This is a genomic window from Rhizobium lusitanum (assembly GCF_014189535.1).
GTDB lineage: Bacteria > Pseudomonadota > Alphaproteobacteria > Rhizobiales > Rhizobiaceae > Rhizobium > Rhizobium lusitanum_C.
Window position 1 is genome coordinate 378,511 of the sequence record NZ_CP050308.1, and the last position, 18,147, is coordinate 396,657.

At 58.8% G+C, this 18,147-nt stretch carries 18 protein-coding genes and 2 pseudogenes; 9 read left to right on the forward strand and 11 right to left on the reverse strand.

Annotation, left to right across the window (positions count from 1 at the left end; genetic code table 11):
• Nucleotides 1-132: 132 nt before the first annotated feature.
• Complete coding sequence (gene gyrA / locus HB780_RS15640) at nucleotides 133-2,940, forward strand: DNA gyrase subunit A (RefSeq protein WP_183693290.1); 2,808 nt, start codon at nucleotides 133-135, stop codon at nucleotides 2,938-2,940.
• A gap of 123 nt (nucleotides 2,941-3,063) precedes the next feature.
• Here the strand turns inward: gyrA and HB780_RS15645 are convergent, their stop codons facing one another.
• The 5 genes from HB780_RS15645 to HB780_RS15660 all read right to left on the reverse strand — a co-directional run bounded on the left by HB780_RS15645 (nucleotide 3,064) and on the right by HB780_RS15660 (nucleotide 4,925).
• Entirely contained in the window at nucleotides 3,064-3,423 is a 360-nt protein-coding gene (locus HB780_RS15645; protein ID WP_183693293.1) for a DoxX family protein, read from the reverse strand.
• On the reverse strand, nucleotides 3,416-4,060 hold the full coding sequence (locus tag HB780_RS15650; RefSeq protein ID WP_183693296.1) for a TetR/AcrR family transcriptional regulator: 645 nt from the start codon (nucleotides 4,058-4,060) through the stop codon (nucleotides 3,416-3,418). The genes HB780_RS15645 and HB780_RS15650 overlap by 8 nt, the downstream gene beginning before the upstream one ends.
• A 216-nt stretch (nucleotides 4,061-4,276) precedes the next feature.
• Nucleotides 4,277-4,411, reverse strand: a complete 135-nt coding sequence (locus HB780_RS33070) for a hypothetical protein (protein ID WP_286203117.1) — start codon at nucleotides 4,409-4,411, stop codon at nucleotides 4,277-4,279.
• Nucleotides 4,412-4,452: 41 nt separating this feature from the next.
• Nucleotides 4,453-4,611 (reverse strand): hypothetical protein, encoded by a 159-nt coding sequence (locus tag HB780_RS15655; protein ID WP_183693299.1) that lies wholly within the window; start codon nucleotides 4,609-4,611, stop codon nucleotides 4,453-4,455.
• Nucleotides 4,612-4,706: 95 nt separating this feature from the next.
• The gene (locus HB780_RS15660) at nucleotides 4,707-4,925 is read right to left on the reverse strand and encodes a hypothetical protein (protein ID WP_183693302.1); all 219 of its coding nucleotides are present in this window, start codon (nucleotides 4,923-4,925) and stop codon (nucleotides 4,707-4,709) included.
• 201 nt (nucleotides 4,926-5,126) lie between these two features.
• On the opposite strand from HB780_RS15660, the gene coaD reads away from it, so the two are divergent.
• The 5 genes and pseudogenes from coaD (at nucleotide 5,127) to tgt (ending at nucleotide 9,072) form a co-directional block, all read left to right on the forward strand.
• Nucleotides 5,127-5,630, forward strand: a complete 504-nt coding sequence (coaD, locus tag HB780_RS15665) for a pantetheine-phosphate adenylyltransferase (RefSeq protein WP_183693306.1) — start codon at nucleotides 5,127-5,129, stop codon at nucleotides 5,628-5,630.
• Nucleotides 5,631-5,667: 37 nt separating this feature from the next.
• Nucleotides 5,668-6,240, forward strand: a complete 573-nt coding sequence (locus HB780_RS15670; RefSeq protein WP_183693308.1) for a peptidylprolyl isomerase — start codon at nucleotides 5,668-5,670, stop codon at nucleotides 6,238-6,240.
• A gap of 37 nt (nucleotides 6,241-6,277) precedes the next feature.
• Nucleotides 6,278-6,778 (forward strand): peptidylprolyl isomerase, encoded by a 501-nt coding sequence (locus HB780_RS15675; protein ID WP_153365644.1) that lies wholly within the window; start codon nucleotides 6,278-6,280, stop codon nucleotides 6,776-6,778.
• Nucleotides 6,779-6,853: 75 nt separating this feature from the next.
• Nucleotides 6,854-7,935: pseudogene (gene queA, locus HB780_RS15680) on the forward strand (tRNA preQ1(34) S-adenosylmethionine ribosyltransferase-isomerase QueA).
• A 6-nt stretch (nucleotides 7,936-7,941) separates the two neighbouring features.
• Nucleotides 7,942-9,072, forward strand: coding sequence for a tRNA guanosine(34) transglycosylase Tgt (gene tgt, locus HB780_RS15685; RefSeq protein ID WP_183693311.1), 1,131 nt, complete (start codon nucleotides 7,942-7,944; stop codon nucleotides 9,070-9,072).
• Nucleotides 9,073-9,107: 35 nt separating this feature from the next.
• Here the strand turns inward: tgt and HB780_RS15690 are convergent, their stop codons facing one another.
• Nucleotides 9,108-9,803 (reverse strand): class I SAM-dependent methyltransferase, encoded by a 696-nt coding sequence (locus HB780_RS15690; protein ID WP_183693313.1) that lies wholly within the window; start codon nucleotides 9,801-9,803, stop codon nucleotides 9,108-9,110.
• 201 nt (nucleotides 9,804-10,004) lie between these two features.
• Nucleotides 10,005-10,442, reverse strand: coding sequence for an NUDIX domain-containing protein (locus HB780_RS15695; RefSeq protein ID WP_183693315.1), 438 nt, complete (start codon nucleotides 10,440-10,442; stop codon nucleotides 10,005-10,007).
• Between the two features lie 373 nt (nucleotides 10,443-10,815).
• Between HB780_RS15695 and HB780_RS15700 the strand changes: the two genes are divergently transcribed.
• Together HB780_RS15700 and HB780_RS15705 are read left to right on the forward strand one after the other, a co-directional pair.
• Nucleotides 10,816-11,205 (forward strand): VOC family protein, encoded by a 390-nt coding sequence (locus tag HB780_RS15700; RefSeq protein WP_183693317.1) that lies wholly within the window; start codon nucleotides 10,816-10,818, stop codon nucleotides 11,203-11,205.
• A 293-nt stretch (nucleotides 11,206-11,498) separates the two neighbouring features.
• On the forward strand, nucleotides 11,499-12,374 hold the full coding sequence (locus HB780_RS15705; protein ID WP_183693319.1) for a cell wall hydrolase: 876 nt from the start codon (nucleotides 11,499-11,501) through the stop codon (nucleotides 12,372-12,374).
• 84 nt (nucleotides 12,375-12,458) lie between these two features.
• On the opposite strand, the gene HB780_RS15710 is transcribed toward HB780_RS15705, so the two are convergent.
• From HB780_RS15710 to HB780_RS15725, 4 genes and pseudogenes are all read right to left on the reverse strand, one after another.
• Nucleotides 12,459-12,878, reverse strand: coding sequence for a DUF4864 domain-containing protein (locus HB780_RS15710; RefSeq protein WP_183693321.1), 420 nt, complete (start codon nucleotides 12,876-12,878; stop codon nucleotides 12,459-12,461).
• 90 nt (nucleotides 12,879-12,968) lie between these two features.
• On the reverse strand, nucleotides 12,969-14,870 hold the full coding sequence (locus HB780_RS15715; RefSeq protein ID WP_183693323.1) for an ABC transporter ATP-binding protein: 1,902 nt from the start codon (nucleotides 14,868-14,870) through the stop codon (nucleotides 12,969-12,971).
• Nucleotides 14,871-14,872: 2 nt separating this feature from the next.
• Nucleotides 14,873-16,650 (reverse strand): annotated as a pseudogene (locus HB780_RS15720) (ABC transporter ATP-binding protein).
• 269 nt (nucleotides 16,651-16,919) lie between these two features.
• Entirely contained in the window at nucleotides 16,920-17,795 is an 876-nt protein-coding gene (locus HB780_RS15725) for a LysR family transcriptional regulator (RefSeq protein ID WP_183693326.1), read from the reverse strand.
• Between the two features lie 129 nt (nucleotides 17,796-17,924).
• Between HB780_RS15725 and HB780_RS15730 the strand changes: the two genes are divergently transcribed.
• Nucleotides 17,925-18,146, forward strand: coding sequence for a DUF1127 domain-containing protein (locus tag HB780_RS15730; protein ID WP_183693329.1), 222 nt, complete (start codon nucleotides 17,925-17,927; stop codon nucleotides 18,144-18,146).
• Nucleotide 18,147: the final 1 nt, after the last annotated feature.

Here is an 18,147-nt window from a genome sequence, read left to right on the forward strand (position 1 = left end):
CTGCCACGGAAATGTTCGATTTAGCGGGTTAAGAGGGCAAAAGCCTGTTCAAAAGCACCCGCCAAAATTGGCGCTCGCAAGGCCTTTCGGCTATAAATTTCGCAGTGATTCTAAAAGAGATCGTGATCTGTTTTGACTGAGCAAACACCACCCGGCGGCGGGAAGCTCCCGCCAGGCATCGAGCCAATTTCCATCATGGAGGAAATGCAGCGGTCGTACCTCGATTACGCCATGAGCGTGATTGTCAGCCGCGCGCTTCCCGATGTTCGCGATGGTCTCAAGCCCGTTCATCGGCGCATCCTCTACGGCATGTCGGAACTCGGGATCGACTGGAACAAGAAATATGTAAAATGCGCCCGCGTAACCGGTGACGTGATGGGTAAATATCATCCGCACGGCAACTCGGCCATTTACGACGCGCTCGCCCGCATGGCGCAGCCTTGGTCGCTTCGCCTGCCGTTGATTGACGGTCAGGGCAATTTCGGGTCCGTCGATGGCGATCCGCCCGCAGCCGAACGTTACACGGAATGCCGCCTGCAGAAGGTGGCGCATGCGCTGCTCGACGATCTCGATAAGGATACCGTAGATTTCCGCGACAACTATGACGGCACGCTGAGCGAACCCGTTGTCGTGCCTGCAAAGTTCCCGAACCTGCTCGTCAACGGTTCGGGTGGTATCGCTGTCGGCATGGCGACCAATATCCCGCCGCATAACCTGTCCGAAGTGATCGACGGCTGCATCGCGCTGATCGACAACCCGGCGATTGAGCTGCCGGAAATCATGCAGATCATTCCTGGTCCGGATTTTCCGACAGGCGCCAAGATCCTCGGTCGTGCCGGTATCCGCTCGGCCTATGAGACCGGTCGCGGTTCCATCGTCATGCGCGGCGTTGCAGCGATCGAGCCGATGCGCGGCGATCGCGAGCAGATCATCATCACCGAGATTCCCTACCAGGTGAACAAGGCGACGATGATCGAGAAGATGGCCGAACTCGTGCGCGAAAAGCGCATTGAAGGCATCTCCGATCTGCGTGACGAGTCCGACCGCCAGGGCTACCGCGTCGTCGTCGAGCTGAAGCGCGACGCCAATGCCGATGTGATCCTGAACCAGCTTTACCGTTATACGCCGCTGCAGACGTCTTTCGGTGCCAATGTGGTGGCATTGAATGGCGGCAAGCCAGAGCAGCTGACCTTGCTCGACATGCTGCGCGCCTTCGTGTCCTTCCGCGAGGAAGTCATTAGTCGCCGCACCAAGTACCTGTTGCGCAAGGCGCGCGACCGCGCTCACGTCTTGGTCGGTCTGGCTATCGCCGTCGCCAATATCGATGAAGTCATTCGCGTCATTCGCCGCGCTCCCGATCCGCAGTCGGCGCGTGAAGAGTTGATGACCCGCCGCTGGCCGGCGGAAGACGTCGAATCCCTTGTCCGGCTAATCGATGATCCGCGCCACCGCATCAACGAAGACGGCACCTATAATCTCTCGGAAGAGCAGGCGCGCGCCATTCTCGAGCTGCGTCTCGCTCGCCTCACGGCTCTCGGCCGCGACGAAATCGGCGACGAACTCAACAAGATCGGCGCCGAGATCAAGGATTACCTCGATATCCTGTCGTCGCGTGTCCGCATCCAAACCATTGTAAAAGAAGAGCTTATTGCTGTTCGCGACGAGTTCGGCACGCCGCGCCGCACCGAGATCATCGATGGTGGTCTCGAGATGGACGACGAGGATCTGATCGCCCGCGAGGACATGGTCGTCACCGTTTCGCATCTCGGCTACATCAAGCGCGTGCCGCTGACCACCTACCGCGCCCAGCGCCGTGGCGGCAAGGGTCGCTCCGGAATGACGACGCGTGACGAAGATTTCGTTACCCGGCTATTTGTTCTCAATACGCATACGCCGGTGCTGTTCTTCTCTTCGCGCGGCATCGTCTATAAGGAAAAGGTCTGGCGCCTGCCGATCGGAACGCCGACGTCGCGCGGCAAGGCGTTGATCAACATGCTGCCGCTGGAGCACGGCGAGCGTATCACCACGATCATGCCGCTGCCCGAGGACGAGGACACCTGGGACAACCTCGACGTGATGTTCACGACGACGCGCGGCACCGTGCGCCGCAATAAGCTGTCGGATTTCGTTCAGGTGAACCGCAACGGCAAGATCGCCATGAAGCTGGAGGAGGAGGGCGATGAAATCCTCTCCGTCGAGACCTGCACCGAGCATGACGACGTACTTCTGACGACAGCGCTCGGCCAGTGCATTCGCTTCCCGGTTTCGGACGTGCGTGTTTTTGCCGGCCGCAATTCCATCGGCGTTCGCGGCATCTCGCTGGCGTCGGGTGACAGCATCATTTCGATGACCATCGTCAGCCATGTCGATGCCGAGCCTTGGGAGCGTGCCGCCTATCTCAAGCGCTCGACCAGCGAGCGTCGCTCGACCATGGGCGATGACGAGGAGATTGCGCTGGTTGGCGAGGAAGTCACCGAGGAGGGACAGCTTAGCGACGAGCGCTATGAAGAGCTGAAGGCGCGCGAGCAATTCGTGCTGACAGTCTCGGAAAAAGGCTTCGGCAAGCGTTCGTCTTCCTACGATTTCCGTATTTCGGGCCGTGGCGGCAAGGGCATTCGCGCCACCGACACGTCGAAGACTGCCGAGATCGGCGAACTGGTCGCCGCCTTCCCGGTCGAGGAAAGCAACCAGATCATGCTGGTCTCGGATGGCGGTCAGCTGATCCGTGTTCCGGTCGGCGGCATCCGTATCGCGAGCCGCGCTACCAAGGGCGTTACCATCTTCTCGACTGCCAAGGACGAAAAGGTCGTCTCGGTCGAGCGCATCAGCGAGCCGGAAGGCGAGGATGACGCGGTCGAGGCGGATGCTGAGGATGGTGTACCGAATGGGGATGCCGAGGCGCCTGCCAACGATGCCGAAGAAGGAGCCAGCGAGGAATAGCTCGCGGCCTTCATAAGATAAATGGAAAACGGGCGGCTTGGTCGCCCGTTTTTTTGTCTATTCGGTATAGTAGATGCCACCAATCGAGCGCCGGCATCCGTAGATCCCGGAATGCCGTGCACCTCATCGAGAGACGGCAAGACCTGCCCGCCAGGTAGTCCAGCCTGCCAGCAGCACCAGACCCAATGCGATGGCAGGAGCAATGGCATGTGAATATTCGCCGTGTCCGAGCACGGTCGTGATCGCTGCGAGCATGATGGTAGCGGCGAGCGCCAGGCCGAGAAGGCGAGTGGAGCGCAAAAGGATGAGGGCGGCGGCAACCAGCTCGACTATACCGGTCACGTAGTGAAACCACCCAGGATATTCCCAGCGCTGGTAATCATCGAGAATAGTATTGGATGCAAAAATATTGCCCAATCCTCCAGCCACGAAGAAAACACCCACGATCCACGGAAGTATCAGGCTCCACTTGAATTTATGCACGGTCTTTAGTCTCCCTTGAGATGGCACCCTGCAGAAATGTTTTAACGGCCGCTTCGCTCAGGCGCTCGATTGTCGCTTTATCCGGCGGTTTGCGATCAATCCCCACGAGGCCGCGCAATTGCGGCGCCATCACCAGCATGCTCAAGAACTGCTCGGCCAAATCAAACGCGGAGATGTCGGCCCGAAACTGACCATCCGCTTGCTTCGGTTCGATCCAGCTCGCCAGAATGCGCGCGGCATTCTCCGGGCCGCCGAACCAGATTGTCTGGGCAAGTCTTGGGAATTGATGGCCTTTGGATGCCATCAGGCGATGCAGCGCCAGCGTTTGTGGTTGAAGCACTATGCCAAGAATACTGCGCGCGAAGGATACGAGCGCCCTGTCAAACTCTCCGCTTTTGGGAATTTCCAGCTGTTCGAGCGGGTTGGAAAGATCGGCGCAAAGCCGCGTGACCGCTTCTATGAAAAGCCCTTCCTTGCCGCCGAAATGATCATAGACGTTACGCCGCGAACCACCGGAGCGGGATATCACCATATCGATGGAAACCGCGTCATATCCCTGCTCGAGAAATAATTCCGCTGCACTTTCTACAAGTTGGTTGATCCGGTCTGCCCCGCGTTCTGTCCTATGGGTCTCCATATGAGCCTCTTTTGACGCAATATGGTATGGTACTATACCATACCATATTGCGGCGCAAGATTTGCAGGAGGCGTGCGACCTTTTGTCGATTTCAGGATTTTCGCTGTGCAGCCGCTGCATAGAAAAAACCGGACGCTGGGGAGCGTCCGGTTTGAATGATCCCGGGCGCCTGGAGGGCCGCACACGGGTGGGGGGGATTGTCAGGAACCCGAGGGTTCAGAGCGTTCCGTGACGCTTGTTCAGCTTCTTGCTCTCTTCGCTTTCGCGATGGAGCGCCGATATGGTGGATGCGACAGACACAACGAACATGCTGCTGATGAAAAGCGTAAGCACTGTTAATATCGTGAACATGATCGCTCCCTTCCTCTCGTGGAACTAGCGTTCAGATCCCTTTAGTATTGGCTGGAGGCGGTAAAGGAACGAGCCGAAGCAAAGGGACCATAGATCTTCGACTGGTCAGGCTTGTGATCGTAAAGAGCGATCGTTGCTGCAAGCATTCCGGAAATCATCGTCATCCAAACAGCGTTAATAAGGGTGATCTTGTCGGGCATACTCTTTTTCCTTCTTACAGCAACGTGCAAATTTAAGGTTCGTACTTTAACGCGGCGGCTCGTGAATGGTTCCGCCATATGTTGGCCTCTATTTATCAACGTCCATCTGAAGCAACCTTGAATGCCGTGTTCATCTGGCGTTCAGATTCGCGATGCGTTTTGCGCATGGCGCTGATGATTTCTTGGGCAGAAATAGCGCTATCCCTGTCGGTATGAGCAGCCCATTCGATTTCATAGTTGTTCGCGAATAGGTGAACGACGTGCTCTATGACGAGTGAGCTGACAATGGCGACTGCGACGATGAGGACCAGCATGGCCTGATATTCCTGAGCCGGAGGCGGATAAGCCGGTTGAACCGGCTCGTTTCGATGTTGGGGTAAGTAAAGCATTGCCGATCTGAAACAGGCTTGAACGTTGCATTCATCTGTCGTTCAGAGGTCTGCGCCGGGTTGCAAATGACTTGCGAGACGGGGCTATCCGTGACAAAAGGCGTCGAAACAACGAGCCGGCCTGGTATGACGACAGCCTTTTATCCCGGATCCTTCGATCCCATGACCAATGGACATCTGGACGTCCTCGTGCAGGCGCTGAATGTCGCCTCCAAGGTTATTGTCGCGATCGGCATTCATCCCGGCAAGAAGCCGCTTTTTTCCTTCGAGGAACGGGCCGAGTTGATCAACCGGTCGCTCGCCGATGCGCTGCCGCAGAAGGCAGCTGACATTTCCGTCGTCTCCTTCGACAATCTAGTGGTCGATGCAGCGCGCAAGCACGGCGCGAGCCTTCTGGTGCGCGGCCTGCGTGATGGAACCGATCTCGATTATGAAATGCAGATGGCCGGCATGAACCGGCAGATGGCGCCGGATATTCAAACCCTGTTTTTGCCTGCCGGCACGGCATCGCGGCCCATAACCGCCACATTGGTGCGGCAGATCGCGTCCATGGGCGGCGACATCAGCGCCTTCGTCCCGCCAGCGGTTCTTGAAGCCCTGACTGGCAAGTTAAAAGATCCGGCCAAATAAAAGCCAGGCCGAAATCCATTTCCCGAACGGAGCACCCATGAAACTTTTTCATATCGCATTGGCAGGCTTTCTCGGCCTCGCCGCCTTCGCAGGCAGCGCCATCTCGGCCGCGGCCACCGATCTTCTGACGATCCAGCTGAAGGACGGCCCGGTTGTCATCGAGTTGATGCCAGACGTTGCGCCGAAGCATGTCGCGCAGATTGAAGCGCTGGCGAAGAAGGGTGCGTATGACAACGTCGTGTTCCACCGCGTCATTGATGGCTTCATGGCCCAGACCGGCGATGTCCAGTACGGCAACACGACGAAGGGCTATAATGCCGCCAAGGCCGGCACCGGCGGTTCCGATCTTCCCAACCTTCCGGCCGAATTCTCCAAGGTTCCGTTCACGCGCGGCGTTATCGGTATGGCGCGTGCCCAGGATCCGAATTCCGCCAATTCGCAGTTCTTCATTATGTTCGCCGATGGCGATTTCCTGAACGGTCAGTACACGGTCGTCGGCAAGGTCGTCTCCGGCATGGAGCTCGTCGACAAGATCAAGCGCGGCGAAGGCCAGAACGGCGAAGTGAGCAACCCGGACAAGATGCTGAAGGTCACCGTCAGCAAGAAGTAAATCTAAGACACATAGAAATTAGAAAGAGGAAACGAAAATGGCTGAGATTAAGGATCCCGAAAACACCCTCATCCTGGAAACCACCAAGGGCGAAGTTGTCATTCAGCTTTTGCCGCAGGTCGCTCCGGAGCATGTCGCCCGCATTAAGGAACTCGCTCGCGAGAAAGCCTATGACGGCGTTGTTTTCCATCGCGTCATCGACGGTTTCATGGCTCAGACCGGCGACGTGGAGCACGGCAAGGTCGGCGGCAATACGGCCCGCGCTGGTACTGGCGGTTCGTCCAAGCCGGACCTGAAGGCTGAATTTTCCGCCACCACGCACACGCGCGGCACCTGCTCGATGGCGCGTTCGCAGAACCCGAACTCGGCCAACTCGCAGTTCTTCATCTGCTTCACCGATGCGCCTTGGCTGAACAAGCAGTATTCGGTCTGGGGCCAGGTGATCAGCGGCATGGACAATGTCGACAAGATCAAGCGCGGCGAGCCGGTAAAGGATCCGGACTCGATCGTCTCCGCGCGGATTGCCGCCGACGTCTGATTGTGATTATTCATGAAACCCGCCTCTTGCGCCTTGGGCGTGGGGGGCGGGTTTCGCTTTGCCTGGATTGCCTGAATGCGTGTTGACCTTTTCGATTTCGACCTGCCGGACCAGTGTATCGCGCTCAGGCCCGCCGAGCCGCGCGATAGCGCGCGCCTGCTCGTGGTCGATCCGAATGCCGAGGCGGTATTGAGCGATCATCGCGTTCGCGATCTCTCATCCTTCCTTCGTTCCGGCGATGCCATCGTGTTCAACGACACAAAGGTCATCCCGGCACAACTCGAGGGCATCCGCCATCGCGAGGGCGCGCCCGGCCAGCAGGTATCGGCGACGCTGCATATGCGCGCAGCACCCGATCGCTGGAAGGCGTTCGCCAAGCCGGGCAAGCGCATCAAGATTGGCGATCGTATCCAGTTCGGCCATGGCGAGAATGTCTGCGCGCTTGGCGCACTCGACGCTGAGGTCGAGGAGAAGGGCGAGGGCGGCGAGATCACGCTGCGCTTCGATCTCTCCGGTCCAGCGCTGGATGAAGCGATTGCCGCTGTCGGCCATATCCCGCTGCCGCCCTATATCGCCGCCAAGCGTCCGGAAGACGAGCGCGATCGCGCCGACTACCAGACCATCTATGCCCGCGAGGAGGGCGCCGTTGCAGCGCCTACCGCCGGCCTGCATTTCACCCCGTCGCTGTTTGCCACGCTGGACGCCATGGGCGTCGAGCGGCATTTCGTGACGCTGCATGTCGGCGCCGGCACGTTCCTGCCGGTCAAGGCCGACGATACCGAAGACCACAAGATGCATTTCGAGATCGGCCATGTCGATGCGGCGACCGCGAAAAGCTGAACGCCGTGAAGGCGAGGGGCGGGCGCATCGTCTGCGTCGGCACGACCTCGCTGAGGCTGCTCGAAAGTGCCGCCGCTGACGATGGCACGATCAAGCCCTGGTCTGGCGCAACCGGCATCTTCATTACGCCCGGCTACCGCTTCAAGGCGGTCGATCTGCTGATGACCAATTTTCACCTGCCGCGCTCGACGCTGTTCATGCTGGTGTCGGCTTTTGCCGGCCTCGATACCATGCGCGCGGCCTACACCCATGCTATTGAGACGGGCTATCGCTTCTATTCCTATGGCGATGGCAGCCTGCTCCATCGGAAAGACTAAGACGAGATGAGCGAGAGCTTTCAGTTCCAATTGAAGAAGACCGATGGTGGTGCCCGCCTCGGTGAAGTTTCCATGCCGCGCGGCACGATCCGCACGCCGGCCTTTATGCCGGTCGGCACCGTCGGCACCGTCAAGGCGATGTATCTCGACCAGGTGCGCGAGAGCGGCGCCGACATCATCCTCGGCAATACCTATCATTTGATGCTGCGCCCGACCGCTGAGCGCGTTGCTCGTCTCGGCGGCCTGCACGAGCTGATCCGCTGGCCGCATCCGATTCTGACGGACTCCGGCGGCTTCCAGGTGATGTCGCTATCCGGTCTGCGCAAGCTTGATGAGAAGGGCGTTACCTTCAAGTCGCATATCGACGGCAGCCTGCACCATATGTCACCGGAACGCTCCATCGAGATCCAGGGCTTGCTCGGCTCCGATATCCAGATGCAGCTCGACGAATGCGTGGCGCTGCCTTCTACGCCGAAGGAGATCGAGCGCGCCATGGAAATGTCGCTGCGCTGGGCCGAGCGCTGCAAAGTCGCCTTCGGCGATCAGCCCAGCAAGGCGATGTTCGGCATTGTGCAGGGCGGTGATATCCCCGATCTGCGCGTCCGCTCGGCACAGGCGCTGAGCCAGATGGATCTGAAAGGCTATGCAGTTGGCGGTCTTGCCGTCGGTGAGCCGCAAGATGTGATGCTGCGCATGCTGGAAACGACCCTGCCGGAACTGCCGACCGAAAAGCCGCGCTACCTGATGGGCGTCGGCACGCCGGACGACATCCTGAAGTCGGTCGCCCGCGGCATCGACATGTTCGATTGCGTAATGCCGACCCGCTCCGGCCGTCACGGCCTGGCGTTTACCCGTCGCGGCAAGGTCAATATCCGCAATGCCCGCCACGCCGAGGACATGCGCCCGCTTGACGATCAATCGAATTGCCCGGCCTCGCGCGATTATTCCCGCGCCTATCTGCACCATCTCGTCCGCGCCAACGAGGCGCTCGGCGGCATGCTGCTCTCCTGGAACAACCTCGCCTATTACCAGGAACTGATGCAGGGTATCCGCAAGGCGATTGCCGAGGGTCGTTTCGCCGACTTCATGGCGGAGACACAGGAGAACTGGGCGAGGGGCGATCTCGAGCCGGTTTGAGATTCACGGTCTCCGCTAAAGGAAGCTACTCGGACTTATGCTTTCCTCGCTGAGAAGAAGAGGAAGCGCGGTTTGGTCGTGAGGCTGCGAAACGCCTCCGGAAAAAGCTCGCAGGCTCGAGGGTCGGGTTGGGGCTCACTCAGGACATCAATCTGAAAACCAGCCGACTTGAGTGCGTCAAACATGGCGTGAAGCGGCCGATGCCAGAAGCGCATCTCGACGTCCTTTCCGCCGCGTTGCCATGTTTCGTCAAAGCTGTAGGTCTCGAAATAATTATCGTGACCAGCTGACGGATGATCCATGAAGGGATGATGGGTGGAGAAAACAAGGCGGCCGCTTTGGGAGAGCAGACGGTTGAACTCGGCGAGGGGCAGCGACCAGTCAGGCAGATAATGCATGACAAGCGAGGCGAGGATCAAATCGAAGCTACCGTCCTCGAAGGGTAGTGGCTCATTCAGATCAGCCAGTCGCAATTGCGCGCGTCCTTCAAGGCGGCGTTGGGCAATATCCAACAGGGCCGCACTCGAATCGATGCCGGTTAGTATCGCTCCTCGATCAAGAAGTGCTGCGGCATGAACCCCACCACCGCATCCGGCATCAAGGACCCGGAGCCCGGTGACATCGGCGACCATCGAGAGAATTGCCGGCCGCTCATAATAGGCATTCCAAGCGTTGTTCTCGTTGTCAGCCTGATAGGCTGCCGCAAACGCATCGTAATCATTCTCAGACAACGCTGTTCCTCTCCAGAGGCTCACCTGAAAGACGATCGGTTTTAGTACGGTGAGAGACACACTTATCGAAGCGTCCTTGTCTCCGACAAGACCGCGTCTTTAACTTTAAATGGCTTATCTGGTTCGCTCACGGACACACTTGATGTTGTGTTGCTGTGTATTCGCGCCCCTTTAATGTTCAGAGGCGCGAAGTGGCAATGTCTACGAAAACAGAGCGGATAGAGGGTAAGGCAGCGCGAGCGGCGGCATGTCATCTCGCGCGAAATATCGGAGCGATTTCGTTTCCGCATCGGTCCACCCACCAGTATCTTCAAGCGCCTGGCATTTGAATAATGTCACCATGTACTCGACTTGATGGCCGTTCGGGTAGGTGTGCCTAAACTCACTCCCGCCGTAGACATCAACAATTCTGGTTACGCTGACCACAAGGCCAGTCTCTTCCATTACCTCTCGAATGACGGCTTCCTGCGGCGTTTCGCCAGGCTCGATTGCACCAGCAGGTAGGCTCCATCCTTCCCCTGACGCCTTCTCTTGCAGGAGTAGATTGCCCGCATGATCGTGAATCACGGCGGCAACCCCGGGGAGCAGGAGTAAGCGGTTGCCGATCAAACCGCGAAGCTCCATCAGATAGGATGTCATCTTGGTGCTTTCTACAAAGTGGAAAGTCGATGTTGTATGCCGAGAATGAATTAGGCAAGGGCTCCGTCGAAGCAGGGGCACTCGTCATGTGCGGACGCTAAATGTCACTAATACCTGCGGTAAGGGGATAAGCCGACCCCACTCCATCGTCCGTAGTCCTTGCACCTGTTCGAATTCGGCGTTAATCGGAACTGTCGAAAAAGGCAGGGTCGGTTTCGGTAAGCCCGACCCCTTCCATCTGGAAGCTCTGTTCCGCGCCTTGGCGCGAGTACCCACGACGCGGAAGCTTGGTCATATCGGCCGAGCGCCCGCGTTGGTGTGGGCAATTTCGGCCGGCATACCTCCGCGGGATACATCTATGGAGCTGTCTGCCATGCGACTAAATCACCTTGATCTTCACGTCCCCGATGTCGCCGCGACCAGGGACGTTCTGGTATCCGCCTTCGGCTTGACCGAAGTCGAGACGCGGGGCGTGAACGGCCTTGCGATCCTGCGCGACGACGCCGGTCTTGAACTGGTCATCAGCCGACCGATCGAGAAGTTTGGCGGAGGTGATTCGGTCTCCGTCGGACGCAATACCTATCATATCGGCTTCATATTGCCGTCGCGCGAGGCCGTAGACAAACAATTTGAGCGGGCCAAATCGGCCGGCTGCGAGATCTGGCAACCGCCCTCGGCGGTGCGAGGTGGATGGTTATTTTACTGCTTTGCGCCGGGCCGAATTCTCATCGAGGTCGGCTGGCGTCCGGACCCAAGTGCCTGATCAAAAATATTAATGTCTGTAATGGTTTGTGATGCGATCTTCGTGTCACAAGCCGGGCGTTTTCAGGCGGCGTATTCGCGGTTTTTGGATATGCCGCGACGCCACCCAAACTGTCGGTGCGATGAGAAAGCGTTTGGAAAAATGGCGAATCGGAATAAACGGTCCGTCCGCCGATGATAAGCTTCATCAGCTAATTTAATCGCGATGGGTTTGGAATTCCTGTGGATTTCGGCTACAAAGCTTTTTCTTGATCGTTAAGGGCTGTTCTAATCATAAGTAGGAGGCACCTGCCGTTGAGGGCGCAAGGTAAATTGGGGACATGTCTGTCCGGCTTGTTGTTTGTCGGATTGGCGGCAACAGGCTGCACGACTGACACGAAAACATCTTCGGCTACTCATAGCTCGACCAAATCGATCCAGCCGGCGAAGGTAACGTATAATTACACCGCCAAGGATCGTGACTGTCTAAAGCGTGTCATGTATTTCGAGTCCGAGCATTCGGACCACGATGGGTACATGGCGGTGGGCACTGTCGTGATGAACAGGCTGACGTCGGGGGCTTATGCCAATTCGATTTGCGGCGTCGTCGCACAGGAACGGCAATTCGCGCCAGGCGTAATGACAAGGCTGGTGCGCCCCGAGGCAGAACCGGAGCTTGATACGGCGGCCACGGCTATTCTGCGCGGAGAGCGGCATGCGGGCGTGAAGGATGCGATGTTCTTCCACACTAATGGCCTGAAGTTCCCCTACAATAACATGCACTATGTCGCTATAGCCGGCGGGAATGCTTTCTATGAGAAGCGCGGCCGGGATGGCGAGTTGCAGACCCCGGCGCCGCTTCCGGCCTATGAGGTCGCGATGAACTATGTGTCACCGCAAGGCATGTCGGCAGCGCGGTCGCCGTTCGTATTGCCGGAAACGCAACAAGCTCCTTCCGTCATCAACTTTACGCCGGTCTCGAACCCGGCTTACACCATGCCGGCAACGACGGTTGCTATCCCGGCGGAGGTTCCCATCCCGACGCCGGCTCCGGCTCTGACTTCCGTACCAGTTACGCATGGGACGGCAGACGCCAATCTGGCCCCGATTTCGACGATAGCTGTTCCCCAGCCACGCCCCGATTTCGAGGCTGACGGCTATTCCAGTAACGCACCGCGAGTTCGCGGCTAAGAACGCTGGAAATGCGTATTAAGCGGCGCGTACTGTCCGAAGTGACAGATGCGCCGTTTCATGGCGTCACTCCAGTCATGTTGCTCAAATCCCTTTGCTTGTCGTGTTGGGCAGGACCTGCACACTACCGATCTTGTAGCTGCCGTCCGGCTGGCGGAGGATCTGATAGATTGCCGTCCAATCCTTGTCGTCGCTGCCGGTGATCAGCATTTCCTGATAAACGACGGCGCCGTTGTCGATGGCGCGGCTTTTGCCGAAGGCGTAGTTGCCAGGGTGGTAGACCGGCTGGTAGCTCTTCTTCACCATTGCGAAAAATATGTCTTTATCCGGAAAGAGCGCCTTGATGTCCGGCGCTGCGAAAGAATAGGCTGCCGCCGCATCATTATTCAGGAAGGCCTCTATCTGTCCTTGGATCAGCATTTGCGCCGTCTGTACGGGGTCTTCCGCTTGCGCCTTGGACCCAAGAATGAGGCAGAGCATGATGGCGAAAGATAAGGCGCGCATGGACGATCTCCGGCGAATATCCCGGAGAGCATAGCGTGCTTCATGTCTTTGCAGAAGCGGCTATGGCCAACGGATAGCGAGATCCCGTCCTTAGGTCCGCGACTCCGTCGGCGCGGACGTGTTCGCCTCCTCCTCGGGGATATCATCGAAGGAGGAATAGTTGAGATTATAGAGCTTCGAATAGAGCTTGCCGTTGGCCATCAGCTGGTTGTGATTGCCGCTCTCGATCAGCTGACCGTTCTGCAGAACGATGATGCGATCGGCCTCGCGGATAGTGGCGAGGCGATGGGCGATCACCAGACCGGTGCGGCCTTCCAGCAATTTCACCAGCGCCTTCTGGATCAGCATCTCGGTGTAACTGTCGATGTTGGCCGTTGCCTCGTCGAGAACGAGGATCTTGGCGTCGGCGACCAGCGCGCGGGCGAAGCTTACGAGCTGGCGCTGGCCGATGGACAGGCCGCCGCCGCGTTCGCCGAGCACGGTGTCATAGCCGTCAGCCAGCCGCATGATGAATTCATGCGCGCCGACCGCCTTTGCCGCCTCGATGATCTCTTCGCGCGTCGCCTCGGCCTTGTTGTAGCGAATATTCTCCAGCACGGTTCCGGTGAAGAGGTACGGTTCCTGCAGCACCATGGCGATCTGCTGTCCGAGCGAATCCTGGGTGAGGGAGCGCACGTCGTGACCGCCGACCAGCACCTGGCCTTGCTGGACGTCGTAGAAACGATGGATCAGCGCCATGGAGCTCGACTTGCCGGAGCCGGTCGGCCCGATAAGCGCAACGGTCTCGCCGGGATTGACCTTGAAACTGACGTTTTTCAGCACCGGATGCTTCGGATCATAACCGAAGACGACGTCACGGAATTCGACCGAACCATCCATATCCGCTGACAATACCTTGGCGTCGGGCGCATCATTGATGTCGATGGGCACGTCGAGCACATCCGTCAGCCGCTGGCCGGAAGCCATGGCGCGCTGCATGACGGAATACTGCATCGTCAGCGAGCGGATTGGATCGAAGAAGCGCTGGATGTAGAACAGAAAGGCGACCATGACGCCGACGTCGAGCCTGTCGTGCAGCACCATCGAGCCGCCGACGATGATGACGATGGCCATGGCCATGCCCGTCAGGGTATCGACGATCGGCACCATGATCTGCGCATATCGTGCCGCAGTCAGATGCGCCTTCAGATTGGTATTCGCCTTCTCATCGAAGAGGTCGAAATTGACGCGCTGCCGGTGCATGCCCTGTACGGCGCGAACGCCGTGGATCGCCTCGGCCAGCGCGCCACTGGTGATGGAGTTGGTTTCATGCGCGTTCATGAACGCGACACGTGCTTTCGGCAGCCAGAACAGGCGAACGATGAAGAGGATCGGCATGACTGACAGCGTCAGCAAGCCGAGCCGGAAATCGAGCGACAGCATAACGATGACAATGCCGACGAGCAGGGCAATGTCGCCGACCGAAAGCACTGACGTTTCAAGGAACTCCTGCATGGAGTTCACGTCGCCCTGGAGCCGCGACATCAGTCGCCCGACTTCGGTCTTGTCCATGAAGGAGAGCGAAAGACGCTGTATATGCGCAAACATCGCCCGTCGAATATCGAACAGCACCTCTTCCGCGACTTCACCGACATAGGTTTCCTGCACGTAGCTTGCGGCGTAGTTGACGAGGATCGCCACGCTGAAGATCGCCAGAGCCAGCCAGAGTGCCGAATAATTGACGGCGCCAGGAGCCATCGCATGGTCGATCGCATAGCGGATGACGAGCGGGATGACGATCTGCGACGCGGTAAAGAGAAGCACCGCCACGACCGCAATATAGACCTGCCGGCGATAGGGGCTGACGAAGCTCCAGATGCGGCGGATGATCTTGCTGTCGAAGACCTTGCCGAAGATTTCCTCCTCGACGCGGTGCGAGCCGACCACCGCGCGGGGAGGGCGACGTCCGTCCTCGCGCACATCGTTGCGCTCGGTTTCGATGGTTTCCGACATTGTCAGGCCTCCTTCTTCACGGCGACGACCTTGTCGGCGGACACCTTCACGTCGTCATCAGGGCGAACCTGCAGATCGTACAGCGCCTTGTACCGCCCTCCCGCGGCCAGGAGCTGTTCATGGGTTCCACGTTCAACGATTTCGCCATCCTCGATGAACAGGATCTGGTCGGCATGCATCAGCGAGCTCAGCCGATGGGCGACGACCAGGGTCACGCGGTCGCGGGCAAAACGCTTCATGGCGCTGCGGATGCGCTGCTCGGTCGCCGCGTCGATCGCGGCGGTGGAATCGTCGAACACCATCACTGCCGGCTTCAGCATCAGTGTCCGCGCGATCGTCAAACGCTGGCGCTGGCCGCCGGACAGCGACACGCCGCGTTCGCCGACGACGGTATTATAGCCAGCCGGCAGGCCGAGAATGTAGTTGTGCAATTGTGCGGATTCGGCGGCGCGCTCGATGCGGCCTTCCTTTGCCCAGGGATCGCCATACGCGATATTGTTCTCGATGCTAGTGGTGAACAGGAAGGAATCCTGCTGCACGACGGCAACGTTCTGGCGCAGCGATTGCAGCGTTGCCTTGTTGATGTCCTGACCGTCTATGGTGATGTGGCCGGAGGTCACGTCGTAGAAACGCGGAATCAGATGCGCGATGGTGGACTTGCCACTGCCGGGCGGCCCGACAATGCCGATCGTCTCGCCGCGCCGTGCCTCAAAACTGATATTATTGAGCACGGGACGCGTTTCCTGGCCAGGATAGGCGAAGCTGACATTTTCAAAGCGCAGTACGCCATCGGTAACGGTCAGCGGCTTGGCGTCCGGCGCGTCCTTGATGGCGATGTCGAGGTCGAGCAGGGCGAAGAGCCTCGAGCCGCAGGTCGAGGCGCGGGCAAAGGCATTGACCATCAGCCCGAGCTGGCGCACCGGCATCTGCAGGATGGTCATGAAGGTCAGAAACGAGGCGAGGGTGCCGACGCTGATCTCGCCCGCGATCACCTTGTTGCCGCCAACCCAGAGCACGAGGCCCATGGCGGCGAAAAACGAGAAGTTCATGGCGCTGGTGTTGATGACACGAATACCGACGCGCTTATGAGCGAGGGTGAGCGCATTATGCGACGCCTTGTCGAACTTCATGAGCTCGTGGGCATGTGCCGCGAAGGCCCGCACGACACGAATGCCGCCGAGATTTTCCTCCATGACGCGGGTCAGAACCGATAGGCGTTCCTGCAGGTCGAGCCAGGTCGCGCGCAGCCGCAACTGCGTTACGGAGGAGCGCCAGGCGACGAAGGGCACGAAGCTGAGCGCCAGAAGCCCGAGCACGACATCGGTCGACAGCAGCATATAGGCGCCGACGCCGATCAATACGGTGAGCAGCACCGTGCGGACCAGCGCGGTGGAGAAATACATTCGCACGCCTTCGAGATCCAGGAGTCCAATGGTGATGAGATCGCCGGAGTGAACCTTGTCGTGGAAGCCGAAAGGCAGCTGCTGGATCTTCTCATAGCAGGCGAGGCGCAGCTCGTAGCCCATGTGGTGGCCGACGGATTCGCTGTAATAATTCTGCACCATGGTGAAGAGACCGCGCAGAATACTGATGACGAGCAGGAGCAGGGCGGTTGTCATCAACGCGTGTTCTGCGACCTGGCCGGAAGCCCCCCGGCAAAGGCCGATTGCGTCTGATCCACCGCCCGGCCGAGCAGGCGCGGGATCATCAACTGTAACGTTGCAGCTACAAAAGTGGCACATATGGCAAAGCTTGTCTGCCAGGGGTGCCGCAGCGTCATATGCGTGATCCGCACGATAGTAGAGAGACCTCGACCCCAACCGGCCGCACTGACATGCGCCAGCGAAGTCAACGACTTCGCGGCGCTTCTTGATGAATCGCTGCTCACGCTCTTATCCAGGTATTTTTGAACGAGGCGGGCCCGGAATCGGGTTCGGATCGCAAAGGGGAAGTATTGATGGGACGAATGTCGCCGATTCCACCCGGTCATTCAAGGGTTCAGTTGGTCACAAGTGCTCCCTGAACGTTAGATTACGTGTTCGCCGATGTTCAGATTCGGAATTCGCGCAAACAGTTGATGACCTCGCGCAGGCCCTTGGTCAGGTGCTTGTCGCGACGCATGACCATGCCGAGTTGGCGGACAAGCCGTGGCTTTAAGGGTGATGTCGTGAGGTAATCGGCTCGATCGCGCTGCAAGGCCAGTTCGGGAAGCAACGACCAACCGAGGCCTGCCGCCACCAGTTCCTTGACAGCCTCGACGCTGCCGAACTCCATTGCGGGCTTCAACCTAATTCCGGCGGAAGCGAACCAGTCGTCGATCGTTCGCCGCGTGTTGCCGCCCTCGTAAAGCATGAGGGTTTTGTCGCTGAAGAAGCCGGCCTCCGGACCACCTTCCGGTATCTGGCTGCCCTTGGGAGCCACGGCGAGAAGCTCATCCTCGTAGAACGGCTCCACCTCGAGCGAGCGTCCGGCAGCGGGCAGGACCACGACTGCAAGATCCAATGCATTCGCCTCGAGATCGCGCAGAATCTCGTCGGTATTGCCGATGCGGACAATGATTTCCAACCCAGGCATGCGCTTTTTTACTGCGGCGATGGCGCGGGGTAGCAGATGGATGGAGGCCGTGCCTCCGCTGCCGATCCGGACGCGTCCGATCGATCCCTCGCGGTAAGGAAGCATTGCGTCCTGCGCCGCCGAACAATCCTCCAATATCCGGCGCGCATGGAGGAGCAGTTCGACACCCGCCGGTGAGGGCTGCGCCCGTCGGCCCACACGTTCGATCAATCGAACGCCAAGCCGCTGCTCGAGAAGCTTCACCTGCAAACTGACGGCGGGCTGCGTCAATCCCACCCTGTCGGCGGCAGCCGTAAAGCTGCCGAGATCGACGACGCTAACGAAGGCGGCGAGCTGATCCAGATTGAGCATGAAAAGAATTCCTTATGGATTGCATTAGTTCCATAAGCTTCCTTCGCGAGGAGCGCCAGTGCATTTTAGAGGCATGACCAAGAGCAGCGGCATTTTCATCGGCTGCATGGCAGATCAGGAGTTTATGCGATGACAACCGACATTGAAAACCCAATTGCGATAGGGCCGGGAAGGGACTGGAATGGCGTGATGGGCATCATGCGGCGCGCGCTGACCGGGCTCGTCTGCCATCTGGAGAAACGCAGGACACGGATAGATCTTGCGGAACTGTCCGATACTCAGCTTCTGGACATTGGTGTGACCCGGTCGGAGGCAAAAGCCGAAGTCAACAAGTCATGGTTCTGGGCGTAGC